The organism is Aminiphilus sp., from assembly GCF_029975095.1.
Lineage (GTDB): Bacteria > Synergistota > Synergistia > Synergistales > Aminiphilaceae > Aminiphilus.
The window spans coordinates 1-13,266 of sequence record NZ_JARKPW010000072.1; the positions used below are offsets into that span (position 1 = coordinate 1).

General features: G+C 61.9%; 10 protein-coding genes. 4 read left to right on the forward strand and 6 right to left on the reverse strand.

All coding sequences use genetic code 11. The features are described 5' to 3' along the window. The coding region (locus tag Q1K49_RS04505; protein ID WP_300523282.1) for an acylphosphatase at positions 1 to 186 on the reverse strand (186 nt) is incomplete at its 3' end. Positions 187 to 294: 108 nt separating this feature from the next. On the opposite strand from Q1K49_RS04505, the gene Q1K49_RS04510 reads away from it, so the two are divergent. Together Q1K49_RS04510 and Q1K49_RS04515 are read left to right on the forward strand one after the other, a co-directional pair. After that, a complete protein-coding gene (locus tag Q1K49_RS04510; RefSeq protein ID WP_300523285.1) occupies positions 295 to 1,650 on the forward strand; it encodes an NAD(P)/FAD-dependent oxidoreductase in 1,356 nt (451 codons plus the stop codon). Beyond that, positions 1,647 to 3,992, forward strand: a complete 2,346-nt coding sequence (locus Q1K49_RS04515; protein WP_300523287.1) for a DUF2298 domain-containing protein — start codon at positions 1,647 to 1,649, stop codon at positions 3,990 to 3,992. The genes Q1K49_RS04510 and Q1K49_RS04515 overlap by 4 nt, the downstream gene beginning before the upstream one ends. Positions 3,993 to 4,456: 464 nt before the next feature. On the opposite strand, the gene Q1K49_RS04520 is transcribed toward Q1K49_RS04515, so the two are convergent. From Q1K49_RS04520 to Q1K49_RS04535, 4 genes are all read right to left on the reverse strand, one after another. Beyond that, the gene (locus tag Q1K49_RS04520; protein WP_300523290.1) at positions 4,457 to 5,494 is read right to left on the reverse strand and encodes a glycosyltransferase family 2 protein; all 1,038 of its coding nucleotides are present in this window, start codon (positions 5,492 to 5,494) and stop codon (positions 4,457 to 4,459) included. A gap of 132 nt (positions 5,495 to 5,626) precedes the next feature. Further along, the gene (locus Q1K49_RS04525; protein ID WP_300523293.1) at positions 5,627 to 7,753 is read right to left on the reverse strand and encodes a hypothetical protein; all 2,127 of its coding nucleotides are present in this window, start codon (positions 7,751 to 7,753) and stop codon (positions 5,627 to 5,629) included. 1 nt (position 7,754) lies between these two features. Beyond that, a complete protein-coding gene (locus Q1K49_RS04530) occupies positions 7,755 to 8,705 on the reverse strand; it encodes a glycosyltransferase family 2 protein (protein ID WP_300523294.1) in 951 nt (316 codons plus the stop codon). Between the two features lie 288 nt (positions 8,706 to 8,993). Beyond that, a complete protein-coding gene (locus Q1K49_RS04535) occupies positions 8,994 to 9,338 on the reverse strand; it encodes a hypothetical protein (protein ID WP_300523297.1) in 345 nt (114 codons plus the stop codon). Between the two features lie 323 nt (positions 9,339 to 9,661). On the opposite strand from Q1K49_RS04535, the gene Q1K49_RS04540 reads away from it, so the two are divergent. Then, the gene (locus Q1K49_RS04540; protein ID WP_300523298.1) at positions 9,662 to 10,606 is read left to right on the forward strand and encodes a DMT family transporter; all 945 of its coding nucleotides are present in this window, start codon (positions 9,662 to 9,664) and stop codon (positions 10,604 to 10,606) included. 35 nt (positions 10,607 to 10,641) lie between these two features. Here the strand turns inward: Q1K49_RS04540 and Q1K49_RS04545 are convergent, their stop codons facing one another. Continuing rightward, positions 10,642 to 12,291, reverse strand: coding sequence for an amidohydrolase family protein (locus Q1K49_RS04545; protein ID WP_300523300.1), 1,650 nt, complete (start codon positions 12,289 to 12,291; stop codon positions 10,642 to 10,644). A gap of 386 nt (positions 12,292 to 12,677) precedes the next feature. On the opposite strand from Q1K49_RS04545, the gene Q1K49_RS04550 reads away from it, so the two are divergent. Next, positions 12,678 to 13,266 (forward strand): aminopeptidase P family N-terminal domain-containing protein (locus tag Q1K49_RS04550; RefSeq protein ID WP_300523302.1); only part of this gene is annotated, 589 nt, incomplete at its 3' end.

A 13,266-nucleotide genomic window follows, 5' to 3' on the forward strand; every position in this document is an offset into this window, starting at 1 on the left:
GCACCATTCGCGCATTGCAATCAGGTCTTCCCGTGCTCCCTGAAGGAGCACCTCCACCCGTCCGTCGGGCAGATTTCGCACCCAACCGCGCAGACCACGCCGATTCGCCTCCGTGAAGACCTGAAAGCGACAGCCCACTCCCTGCACCCGCCCCGAGAGCCACAGATGAAGCTGTTTCCACTCCACGGCGCTTCCCTCCCTTCGGCGCACTCCCTTTTCTCTCGTTTCCTCATGATATACTCGGTTTCAGCTTTTTGTGCGCGTCAGGCGTGCATCTTCGGAGGTGGCTGTACCATGCGGATCGCCGTCATCGGCGCAGGCCCGACGGGCCTCGCCGCCGCCTACGCGCTCTCCGGAAGGGGAGCGCACGTGGTGGTCTTCGAGAGTGCCCCCGTCTCCGGGGGAATGGCCAGGACCGTCACCGCGGGAGAAGAGCGCATCGAGGCCTTCTACCATCACATCTTCACCAGCGACGAGGCCCTGGTTTCCCTTGCGGAGGAAATCGGCCTGGGAGACCGTCTGGAGTGGCTCCCGCCCCGAAATGCTCTGTACAGTGGAGAGCGGCTTTACCCCTTCACGACACCGGGGGATCTTCTTCGGCTCGGCGCCCTTCCCCTGATGGACAGGTTCCGTCTGGGGCTCTTCGTTCTCGCCGCACGGCGAGTCCGTTCCTGGGAACATCTGGAGGAGCGGACCGCCCGGGAATGGGCCGTGGAGACCGGCGGGAAACGGGTCTACGAGACGATCTGGAAACCTCTTCTCGCCTCCAAGTTCGGCGACTACGCCGATCAGGTGGGCGCCACCTGGCTCTGGAACAAGACCAAACTCCGGGGATCCACCCGGGGAAAGGGACAGGGCCGTGAAATCCTCGGCTATTTCCGGGGAAGTTTCGGCGTGCTCTACGATACGCTCACCGCACGCATCCGCGCTGCGGGAGGCGAGGTGCGCCTGAACACCCCGGTCCTCACGATCCGTTCCCTTTCCGCAACCCCGCAGGAAGAAGGAATGCTTTTCGTACGAACCCCCGAAGGCGAAGACCCCTTCTCCAAGGTTCTCGTCACCACCGCTCCGGCGGAGCTGGCCAGAATGGCACCCCAGCTCCCCGAGGGGTTTCGGGAACAACTCACGGACATCCCTCACCAGGCGAACCTTTGCGCCCTGCTGGAACTCTCCCGTCCTCTCTCGCCCTACTACTGGATCACCGTCGCGGATGAGGAGTTCCCCTTCGTGGCCCTCATCGAGCACACGAACCTGCTTCCTCCGACCCGGTACGGCTCCTCCGTGGTCTATCTCTCCCGCTATCTCTCCCCTTCGGCACCACTCTTCCGGGCGGACGACGAGACCGTGGCGGCAGTGTTCCTCGACGGTCTCTCCCGTCTCGCCAAGACCGTCGAGCGCACCTCGCCGGGCCGGATGCGGTGGGATCCGTCCTTTCTGAAACGGATCCGCATCTTCCGGGCTGACTCGGCCCAGCATGTGGCGACCAGGGGATACGGAAAGCGGATTCCTCCCCACCGCACACCCATTCCCAATCTCTATCTGAACTGCATGGCCCAGATCTACCCCGAGGACCGCGGCCAGAACTACGCCATCGAGCAGGGGCTCCGTTCCCCCGAAATCCTGGACTTTTCGGGGAGGAGCGCGCCGTGATCGACTACGCTCCCCATCTTTTCCGGCAGGGGATCGTCTTTCTCGAATCCCCCTTCTTCCTCCTCGCACTCCGATGGTGGGCGGCACTCCTTTTCCTGACCCTCGCCGCGGCTCCTTTCGCCCGACGCCTTCTTCCCGTCTTCCGAGACGGTGCGTGGCCCTTCGCCAAGGCCCTGGGTGTTCTTTTCGCCGGCTACCTGAGCTGGCTTGCCGCGGCGCTCGGAATCGCCCCCTTCGGCCGCACCTCCGTCCTGGGGAGTACGGCTCTCGTCGCGCTGTGCGGGACGCTGTTCCTCCTGTGGCAACACGGCCGACGCGGTGCAACTCCGGAACACATCGCGAAGACGGTTGTTTCGGCAAGCGATGGGGAAAAAGCGGTTTCCTGGAAACAGGTTCTCTTTTCAGAACTGCTCTTTCTCGCGGCCTTTCTTTTCTGGGCCTGGGTGCGGGGATTCCAGCCCTCCATCCACGGCCTGGAAAAATTCATGGATTTCGGTTTCGTGAACGCCGCCCTCCGAAGCGGCACCATGCCCCCCACGGACATGTGGCTCGCGGGAGAGCCCATCAACTACTACTATTTCGGACATTACCTCTGCGCCTTCCTCACCATCCTCACGGGAACGGCACCTCAGGTGGCCTACAACCTCATGCTCGCGACGCTCTTCGGCCAGACCGTCACGCTCGCCTTCTCCCTCGGATGGGCCGCCGTCTCCCTGGTGCGGCGTTCCCGTTTCGTCCGTTCCTCCACAGCGACGGACAAGAGTGCGTTCCTGAAAAACCTTGCCGCGGGAACCATCGCGGCGCTCCTCGTCGCCTGCGGAGGCAACCTTCACGGCTTCGTCCACGGGCATGCCCTTCCCTTTCTCAAAAACCAGGGAGTGTACTCGGGTCCGACCAAGAGCTATTGGTATCCCGACGCGACCAGGTATATCGGGTATTTCCCTCCCGCCAAGGATAAGACCATTCACGAATTTCCCCTCTACTCCTTCGTGGTGGCGGATCTGCACGGGCACGTGTCGGACATCCCCGTGACGCTTACTTCACTGGGAGTCCTTCTCACCACGGCGGCACGGGGGCCTTCGGTGGACCGGCTCGCTCTGGGAGGATTTCTCGTGGGGATCATGCAGATGACGAACTCCTGGGATTTCCCCGTGCACACGGCACTCTTCGGCGGCATCACCTTCGTCTGGCTCTGGCGACGGAAGGGGCGGTTCTTCCGCGCCCTCGCGGGGGGTACGGGAGCACTCCTCGCCACGGGAGCGCTGTCGCTCCTGGTGGCACTGCCGTTTTTGCTCCGTTTCCAGAGCTTCGTGAAGGGAATTTTTCCCGTTCTGTCCCGGTCGCTGCCCTGGCAGCTCCTCGTCCTGTGGGGAGACAAACTCCTCACGGCGACCCTCTTTCTGGGCTTCGTCTTCTTCCTCCTGGGGCGTTGCCTGAAACGGCGGGGACCCGGAAGAGGGTTCGTCCTTTGGTGGCGTGCCCTCTCGCCGGGAGATCTCTTCGCGGGGGCGCTCTGCCTGGCGGGGATCGGTCTGGTGGCCATTCCGGAACTGGTGTACGTGAAGGACATCTACGGCGCGGACTACCATCGGGCGAACACCATGTTCAAGCTCGGCTACCAAGCCTTCATCCTCTGGGGAATCGCCTCGGGATACGTCATGGTACGCCTCGCGGAGCTGCCCCGAAGGCTTTTGTTCCGCAAGGGACTCGCCGTGTTCTTCTATTTCGTGGTGCTTCTTCCCCTGCTCTATTTTCCGAAGGCCGTGGGCACCTACTACCCCGCCAGGGAAGCCTGGAAAGGGCTGGACGGTCTGGATTTCATGAATTTCCGCGCCAAGGACGACCGGGCCGCCATCGCCTGGTTCAACGAAACCGTGACGGGACAGGTTCCTCTTCTGGAGGCGGACGGGGAGAGCTACAGCGATTTCGGGCGCATCTCCATGGCCACGGGGCTCCCCACCATCCTTGGATGGCACGCCCACGAATGGCTCTGGCGGAATGACGCGAACCTTCCGAACCGTCGTTCCCGGGAGGTCCGCGCCATCTACGAGGCGCCGAAGGGCGGGGAAGCCCAGACGCTTCTTTCCCGCTACGGCATTCGCTACATCGTGGTGGGTGCGGCAGAGCGGAAGCGTTTCCCCAAGCTCGACGAGGATGGGCTCGCCGCTCTTGGAAACGTGGTCTTCCGAAGCGGCGACCTCGTCGTCATCGAGATCGTCGGCGAAACCGCCTCCTCGGCGGAACAAGGAGGGGCCGCGTCTCCCTCCGCGGAGGAGCGGAAGGAGCCTGCGTCCCCTTCCGCCTCGGAAGGGCGGGAAATGGAAGAAGCGACGCCGCACTGACGGAGCGTTCCGAAGGACACGAGCGCAGGACCCCTTTGAGGAAACTCTGCTTAAAGGAGTTTATCTCTCTCGTTTTTAATCGCACCGCCTTTTTCCGAGGCCAACGTAGCGTTTTTTCAGAGATTCCTTGAACGTGAAAGTCGCTTTCGCGACACCGCTGCGGTACGGGCATGCGCCGGCGCCGGAGGCTGCGACACGCCCTCTCCTTCGCCGCTTCCGCTACGATATGCGCTCGCGAGGAACTTCCGCGATGCTCCCGCCCTTTGCCTCGGAGCGCTCCGCTCCATCCGTTTCCGCGAATGTTCATCGGCACCGCACAGGCACTCCTGGAAAAGTGTGGCTCATCGCCACAGACGACCGCCAAACACCATGGGAACCTTTTTGCACAACTTGACGCACACAACTCCCGCTTTCGGATTCTTCCTCCATTCGGTCGGAGGAAGAATCCGGGAAAACGCGAACGTTCAGGCGGGGTAACGCCCATCCCCCCGCCGGAGGTCTCCGTTGTCCCGAAAGGCGCGTTCCTCCATGTTGCCCGTCTCCGCCACGAGATAGAGGGGGCGCCCCTTCACCTCCTCGATGATCCGGGCGATGTATTCCCCCATGAGGCCGAGCATGATGAGGATCACGCCGTTGAAGAAGAGGCTCACCACAATGAGGGACGTCCACCCGGGCCAGGTGATGTTCGTGAAGAGCTTCAGGTAGATGTTCACCAGCAGGTAGAGAAAGCTGAGCCCCGACAGGGAAAACCCCACCCAGGTGGCGATCTTGAGCGGCATGGTGAAGGCCGTGATGGCATCCATGGCGAGACGGACCATTTTCTTCAGCGGATACTTGGTGACTCCCGCGAAGCGTTCCTCCCGCTCGTATTCGATGAAGGTCTGGCGGAAGCCCATCCAGCTCACCAGCCCCCGCATGTACCGGCACCGCTCGTTCACGTTCTCCAGGAGAATGCGGCAGATGCGCCGGTCGAGAAGCCGGAAGTCCCCCGCATCCACGGGAATGTCCTGGTTCGCCATGGCACGGAGGAAGCGGTAGAAAACCGCGGCGGTGATCTTTTTGAAGGCCGTCTCCCCCTTGCGCTTGGTGCGCTTTCCGTAGACCACCTCGTAGCCTTCTTTCCATTTCGCCACCATGCGAGGGATCAGCTCCGGCGGGTCCTGGAGGTCCGCGTCGATGATCACCACCGCCTTGCCGGCGGAAGCGTCCACGCCGGCAGTGATGGCCGCCTGGTGCCCGAAGTTCCGGGAGAAGCCGATGAACCGCACGTTGGGGTCCCGTGTCGCGAGTTCCCGAAGAATGGCCCTGGTGGCATCCCGGCTGCCGTCGTCCACAAAGACGAGTTCGTAGCGCTCCTCCATGCCGGAAAGGACCTTCGAAAGACGCCGGTAGCTCTCCAGAAGCACTTCCTGTTCGTTGTAGACGGGTACGACCACGGAAAGGTCGATGTCCGAGGCCGTCTCCGCCTCGGACCGCCCGCTTCTGTCCTGGATCCGTGCCATGTTCATTCCTCCCTGGTCCTCGATTTTCCGCCGTCGGCCCGACAGAAAAGGGCGTCCCGAGACACGTCGCCTCTCCGGAGAACGCGACCGTTCCCCTCTTCCCGCACCCTTTCTCCGTCCCCATCTCCTTTGTTATTCGGCGGATTCCTTTTCCTGCAATGCGTCGCAGTCCTCGTTTTTCGGCACGCGATAGATGGCCGTTCCGGAGGGGGGATGAGAAAAAACCCTTTCGAGCACCCTGTTGAGGAGCACTTCGTTCACCTTGAACTCCCTCCGGGTCTCCCCGTCGACGAGAACGTATCCGATGCGGTTTTCCGCAAGAAGCGCCTTCACTGCCTCGGGATCGGTCCCCTCGAAGATCTTCTTGACGATCCGATCCCTGGCCGCGGTGGGGTACCCCGCCGACCATGCGTAGTACTGCCAGCCATTGTAGAGTTTTCTCCCCGCGGCCAGGAGGGGATGCATGTAGTAGTTCTTCGTGAGGACCAGCTCGTCCGACCCGATATGCTCCAGCGCCCAGAGCTTCACCGGATCCTGCTCTCTGATCCGCACCGCCCGGGCGGGGTCGTTGATGTTGTGCACCGCCCGGAGATCCACCACGCCCGTCACGGTGAGAACGGCGAGAAGCAGCACCCCGAGAAGGCGTGTCGCCCGCTCGCGAAAGAGGGTCGCCAGAAGAAACGCCACGGGAATGTTCGCCAGAAAAACCGCGATCTGGATATATTTGTGGTTCACCACGATGTCCGGAGTGAGCTGCACGAAGTTGGCGAAGAGGAAGGGCGCTCCCGCCGCGGCCAGAAAGACCGCGCCCCCCGAGAGGGGCAGGGCAAGTGACGCGAGCACGGCGAAGGGGAGAACGCCGAAGAGTTCCAGATAGTACCGGAAGACACCGTAGTTCGTCTTGACCGGCGCAACGAAGCCGAGAAAGAATTTCGGGGCCACGGCGGGGACATCGCCCAGAAAAAACGCCCCCTGCAGTTTGGCGAGCGCGAGGGCGAGAGCGGCCAGCAGCAGATATTCCAGGCGATGTTTCGAGAAGAGGGCGAACACGAAGAGCACGAGAAGAGCCGCGATGAATACTGCCCCGTTCCAGAAGGCGGACATTCCCAGGAGCACTCCCAGAGCGCACCCTCTCCGGAGATCGCCGGGAATCCAGGCATCTCTCGCGAGCAGTAGCTCTCCGACGCGTTCGGAGAAGCGCCCCCGCCGAAGCCGGTCCATCATGGCCGCGAAGGTGGGGAGCATGCAGAGCAGGACCAACAGCAAGAGCGCCACCGCGAAGGGAAAGTGCCTCTGGTTCACGAAGACGTTCTGGTTCCAGAGGCCCCAGTGTTCATAGGGGGTTTTTCCGATGTGCTCGCTCACGCGGAGGATGCGATGCCACAGATCGGAAAAGGACGTCGCCTCTCCGGCAAAGGTGAAGAAGGCCCAGGAGCTTCGGAAGAAGGCGAGAACGCAGGCGAGGAGAGCCGCAATTCGGTCTCCGCAGAGGGCGACGGTAAGACTGAAAAGAAGGGCGATCATGGCAACGAAGGCGAGGATGCTCGTGAGGTTCAGCGCAAGGGCGAGGGGCATGCCCAGATATTCCAGGTTTCCCGTGAAAAACTGGAAAAGAAAGTGATAGCGCACGGTCCCGTCGGCGAAATAGACGTACTCGGTGGGGAAATTCGCTCCCAGTGAAAAAGAGCGGATCATGGACACGTGCGTCACGAGATCGCTGAAGGCGGACACGCCGAGCGCCAGATCTCCCCTGCTCTCGAAGCAGGTGCGAAAATCCAGATACCCCATCCCCAGGGCGGCGACGAGGAGGACGCTCATCTCAAGTTTCGAGGCCGAGAGTACTCCGAGGATGTCCCCGGCGCTCCATCCGTGGGCTCCGGAAAAGAGCCGCCGCCGTCGCAGAAGCCAGACGGAGAGCACGATACCGAAGAACAGGAAAGCCAGCACGTTCGCCCAGAGGAGCGGCGCGGCGGTCCTCCGCAGGGCATAGGCGGCGAGATAGACGAACCAGGTGACACAAAGCGTTCCGGAAATCCATGACGCCGGAAGGAGCACCATCCACCGCCGGACCGCTTTTCCTCCGTCTTCCGACAGACCGCTCTCCGCTCCCCGGTCTTCCATCCCGGTTGCGTTTTCTCGGCACTTCCGGAGGAGGCGATGGACGTTCAGGCCGTCGTCCCAAAGGGAGGGCAGCATTTCCCGGAGAAAAACGAATCCCACGGCGGTACAGAGGCAGAGAAAAAGAAAACCGGACAGCATCTCAGTCAGGTTCCCCGGAATCTTTCCCGGTGGAGGCGGTGGCCTCGGCGATAACGTACCGGGGCCTGTGCTTCACCTCGTCGAAGATCCTGGCGATGTAGATACCGATGATGCCCAGGCTCATCATGAGAATGCTTCCGATGAGCAACTGGAGCAGGATCACCGTGGTGAATCCGTCCACCGCAAGCCACCGCACTTTGTTGGCCAAGGTCTGCGCGCCGAGAACTCCGGCGAAGAGGAAGAGAAAGAGGCCCAATATCGTAACGACGTGCAACGGTGCTGAGGTGAAGGAAGAGATGGCGTCCACGGCGAGCCGGATCAGCTTGAAAGCCGACCAACCGCTCCGCCCCGCCCCGCGCTCTCCCACGGCAAAGGGAACAGTGACACGCCGGAAACCGAGCCACGCGGACATGCCGCGGAAAAAAGTGCGGCTCTCGCCCATCCGCTTCCAGGCGGCCACCACCTTGGCGTCGAGGAGCTTGAAATCCGAACCGTTTTCGAAGGAAAACCCCGAGAGGCGCTCAAGAATCCAGTAGAAGGAACCAGCCAGAAGGCGATAGGAAAGGCTCTCCTTTCCCCGACTGGTCTTCACGCCCTCCACTACGTCATATCCCTCCCGCCAGAGGGCGACCATGCGGGGAAGCACATCCGGCGGATGCTGCAGGTCCGCGTCCATGATGAGACAGGAAACGCCTTCGGCGAGATCCAGCCCGGCGCAGAGCGCCGCCTCCTTGCCGAAGTTCCGGCTGAGGCGCACACCCCGGAGGTGCGGCTTGTCATCGGCGAGTTTCGAAATGGCCTGCCACGAACCATCCGCGGATCCGTCGTCCACGAGAAGAAAACGGTACCGCAGATCAGAACAATCCCCGAGAGCCGCCTCGACGGCAGCCACCGTTCGTGCGATCTGTTCGGCCTCGTTGTAGACGGGGATCACGACGGCGAGTTCACGCATTTCCCGAACCTCCTTCCGGAACCAAAAGCCTCCGCTTCTGCGGGACAGCGTATCTCCTCGGTAAGGCTTCCACACGCCGAACCCGATGCTTCCTCATCGTCAGGGGGCCCCCCTGAGACGCCTCCACGCCGGCAGGAGACCGTGGATGACAGATCCGCCTTGGATATCTTCCCTCTCCGACGAAAAAGTGCCTTCCATCCCGCCAGCAAGGGAAACGCCGACAAAGACGTCACCCCATTCTTTCTTTCGACTTTGGCGGCAATATTCCTCTGTGAAGAGCACGACGGACTACCTGGTGAGACACCAGACTCCCGCCACGACGAGCACCAGGCCGACGCCTTTCACAAGACTGAAGGTCTCCCCGAAACAGAACACCGCCACGAACGAGAGCCCCGCAGCGATGCTTCCCATCATCAGGGGGTAGACCACGCTCAGATGCATCCTCGCCAGCAGGAGACTGTAGGTGACGAATCCGCCGCCGAAACAGGCCACCGCCGCGTAGATCTGCCAGGTGCGCAGCATGTGCAGCACCGCGCCTCCCACCTCGCCGGAGGCACCGCGCATGCCGATCTTGATGAAGACACTCGCCAGAATGTTGAGAATCAAATTGAGAACGAGCATGAAAACGGTCATATGTCTCTTCTCCCTCGGGTTCGCCTGCGCCCGTCCGCTCCAGTGCGCCACCGCCGCGGACGGGCGCAGGCGAACCGCGTTCCAAATCCACCCGCATATCGTATCGCGTCCGTGAGCGGAAACATGGTACCACGGGCGACCAGGGAAGAACGTGCCCGTCCCTCTTTGGAAGTCTTTGCGGAGAGAACAGAACAATGGCTCTCTCATGATCATGGCTGTTGGTTCGGGACACAAGGGATTGTACGCGATATCATGAAGGGGAAACAAGAGAAGACGTTCAAAACCGTCCCATCGTCGGACGCGCTGAAGGAGGCAACACCTGCATGTACGTGCTGGGCATTCTTGCGGCACTCACCAGCGCCGCCATCTGGGGTCTCATCGGCCCCACTTTCCGCGGCCTCTACGCCTTCGGCGTCGAACCGATCACCGTGGGACTCGTGCGGGGTACCGGCGCCGCCCTGTGCGTCGCCGTCTTCGCCCTGGTGCGGTACCGAGACTCCTTCCGGGAACTGTTCCGACAACTCCCATACCGCATTGCCGGCGGTCTTTTCGGAGTCGTCGGCGTCTACCTTCTCAGCAACATCGGCATGGTGCGCATCCCTATCGGCTTTGCCACCGTTCTCTTCTATACGTCTCCCCTCTGGGTCATCGCCATGGCAGCCATCTGGGGAAAGGAGTCCCTCACGCGGATCCGTCTCGTCGCTCTGGTCCTGGGCCTGGGGGGCGTGTGGTTCGCCGTCGGAGGAGTCGAACCGGGCCATCTCGATCTCGTGGGCATTCTCTGCATGCTTCTCTCGGGGTTTTCCTACGCGGCGTTCATTCTGAACGGAAAATACGGCCTGGGAAGAACCGACCCCTTCACCAACTACTTCGCCACGTTCTTCTGGGGGGCAGTGCTCATGTGGTGCATCGCCGTCCCGACGGGGTCCCTCGCCTGCCTGCAGGGACTCCCCCTCAAGGGGTGGCTCCTTCTGGCCTACGTGGTGGCCATTCCCACGCTCCTGGCTTACGGCATCCTTCTGGCGGCGCTGAAGGTCATTCCCGGAACGGTGGCGTCCATCCTCTCCACGGCAGAGCTGGCTTTCGCCATCTTCTGGAGCAGTATTCTCCTGGGGGAACACGCCTCTCTCCAGACCATTCTGGGTGCCGTCGCCATCGCCGGCGCCGTGGCCCTGCTCACTCTCGAGGGCTCGGACAACTCACTGGAGGCCCTCAAACGCTTTTTCTCCCGGGGGAAGAAAGCCTCCTCGTCGTCCAAGGCGTGCTGATCGCAAGGGAAGGCGTCGCCCTCCCTTGCCTCTCCTCAACGCACGCGCTCAAAAAGCAGCTCTCCGCCGCGATAGGTGCGCCAGACACGAACATTCCCCAGTTTCTCCGGATCCATCTCCCAGGGGTCATCCTCAAGAAGAAGAAAATCCGCCAGCATGCCCGGTTCGAGCCGCCCCGCCTCATCGAGGCCCACCGCCTCGGCGGCGTTTTTCGTGAACAGGGCGAGCGCCTCGTCGAGAGTCAGTTTCTGCTCCGGTCCCCACCCTCCTGCGGGCGTCCGCTCCAGGGCACGCACCCGGTTCACCGCCGCCTCCACGCCGAGCCACGGATTGGGATGGGCGGCGGGACAGTCGGAGCTGCCCGTGACGAGCAGCCCTTCGTCGAGAAGGGATCTCCAGGCGTAGGAGAAGGGACGCACCGGCCCGGGAAGATTCGCTTCGGCGATGTCGATTTCGTCGGCGAGAAAGCGAGGCTGTACATCCGCCGCGAGACCGAGGGCGCGCATGCGTTTCCGCTGGTCCGGCCGCACCACGTAGCAGTGAATGACGCGATGCCGCAGTTCCGGTCTGGGGAACGTGCGCCCTGCACGCTCGAAGGCATCCAGAATCTGGTCGAGGGCTCGATCACCGATGCAGTGCACCGCGATCTGCACCCCCCGCTGCTGGGCGTCGCGGAAAAGGGCGTAGAGTTCCTCGTCGCCGTAGGCGAGCAGTCCCCGATAGCCGCTCGTCTCCTCTCCGGGGTAGACGAAGCTCATGGCTCCCGTGCGAGCGCAGAAGCCACCGTCGGCAAAGAGTTTGAGCCCTCCGAAACGAAGCAGGGAAGAGCCGAAGCCCGATTGCATGCCGAAAGGCGGAAGGCTGTTCGTGTGGACCACCACGCGCTGGAGCTGCCTTCCCCGACGCTGCAGCTCCTGATACGCTCCCAGGGATTCCACGATGCCGATATGTTCCGCCGAGGTCGTGTTGAAGGCGGTGATACCGAAGGAGGCCCATTCCTCCATCATTCGGGCCATCCCTTCGAGCAACGCCTCCTCGTCGCCTCCTGCGGCCCGATAGGCCCGGTACAGGCGGTCCGCACCACTCTCGAGGACCACCCCCGTGAGAGTTCCCTCCGCATCGCGCTGAAACCCCTCGGGAAGGTCCGGTGCATCCAGCACCCCTGCGGCACGCAGCGCGGGAGTGTTGGCGCAATGAGCATGGTAACAGAGCCTGGTGAGCAAGACGGGATTGGGAATCCTGTCGAGTTCGCGCCGCTCGGGCAATCGTTTCTCGGCGAAACGGTTGTGATCGAAGTGCATGCCCCTCACCCACGCCGAAGGGGGAAGCGTTTCCGCCCTGCGGGACAGGCGCTCCACAACCTCCTTGAGCGTCGCGCAGGAGCCGAGATCCACGGCGGTCCGCCCCTCCACGGCGGCGGCAAAATGCACATGAGCATCGACGATGCCTGGAATCACCCGTCGCCCCGCCGCGTCCACCTGTTCCGCCGTTCCGGCGAGAGGGTGCCTTGCCACCTCGTCATCCTTTCCCACGGCAACAATCCGTTCCCCCCAGGCCAGAAGGGATTCGCTCTCACCCGAACCCGTTCCGGGAGAGACGATTCGCCCCTTCCGGAGCCAAAGCGCCCGAGAAGAAGCTTGTACCCTCCCCCGGAGGGAACCGTCACAACTTTTTCGAAACGGCATGACACGTCGCCTCCCTTTTCTCCATGAGGAGAACATCCTGTTTCACAAAACCGTACACCTGCAGCCTCATTATAGTCCACCGCGTTTCCTTCCAGAGAAGCACGTTCCGGTGGACTATCCGGATGATGCAGCAAGATCGCTCTTTTCCTCGAAGTTTCATGACACTTTCCATGCACACAAGCAACCACTTTCTTTTCGCGGAAGAATCGCCGGGATGTTTTCGCCGGCGGGGAAATACATCTCTCTGAGAGGAAAAAGTTCGCATTTAATTTAAATCCTTCCAATTCTTGACAAATTTATCGCTCCGTGTTATTTTTTCCATCAAAGTTGTATCTAAAATATCATACATCACAAGGAGGAGAGCTTCCATCGAACGTCTACGACGCTTGCGAAACGAAATCCTTCTCGGCGGCGCGGAAGGGCTTTTCATCCTTCGCCCGACAAATCTGCGCTATCTCTCTGGATTCACCGGGGCTGATTCCTACGGTCTCGTCACCGAAAAAGACGCCTTTCTCATCACCGATTCGCGCTACACGGAGCAGGCCGCCACGGAGTGTCCCCACTTTGAGATCGTGCGCTGGCGCGATCCCCTCCCCCCTCTGGGAGAGACCATCTCCGCTCTCGCCAGGAAAACGGGGCTTGAAAAAATCCGTTTCGAGCCTTCCTTCGTCAGCTTCGCCCTCTACCAGGAGATCTCCAGCGCGCTCGGAGACGTGGCATTTCTTCCTGCGGAAAAAGGCGTGGACCTCCTGCGCTATGTCAAAGACGAGGAGGAACGGACACGCATCGCAAAAGCCGCGGACATCGCCGACAGAGCCTTTGCCGCTCTTCTTCCCAAGGTCGTTCCCGGCACGACGGAACGAGACCTGGCACGCGATCTGGCCTACGAGATGGAGCTTCTGGGTGCCGAAGGAAAAGCCTTCGACATCATCGTCGCCTCCGGAGAGAACGGGTCCATGCCCCACGCCATACCCG

Excerpts from the sequence above, each read along its gene's own strand:
- Q1K49_RS04545 (WP_300523300.1), bottom strand. The coding sequence starts at position 12,291 with ATGCCGTTTCGAAAAAGTTGTGACGGTTCCCTCCGGGGGAGGGTACAA.
- Q1K49_RS04540 (WP_300523298.1), top strand. The coding sequence starts at position 9,662 with ATGTACGTGCTGGGCATTCTTGCGGCACTCACCAGCGCCGCCATCTGG.
- Q1K49_RS04535 (WP_300523297.1), bottom strand. The coding sequence starts at position 9,338 with ATGACCGTTTTCATGCTCGTTCTCAATTTGATTCTCAACATTCTGGCG.
- Q1K49_RS04520 (WP_300523290.1), bottom strand. The coding sequence starts at position 5,494 with ATGGCACGGATCCAGGACAGAAGCGGGCGGTCCGAGGCGGAGACGGCC.
- Q1K49_RS04510 (WP_300523285.1), top strand. The coding sequence starts at position 295 with ATGCGGATCGCCGTCATCGGCGCAGGCCCGACGGGCCTCGCCGCCGCC.
- Q1K49_RS04525 (WP_300523293.1), bottom strand. The coding sequence starts at position 7,753 with ATGCTGTCCGGTTTTCTTTTTCTCTGCCTCTGTACCGCCGTGGGATTC.
- Q1K49_RS04530 (WP_300523294.1), bottom strand. The coding sequence starts at position 8,705 with ATGCGTGAACTCGCCGTCGTGATCCCCGTCTACAACGAGGCCGAACAG.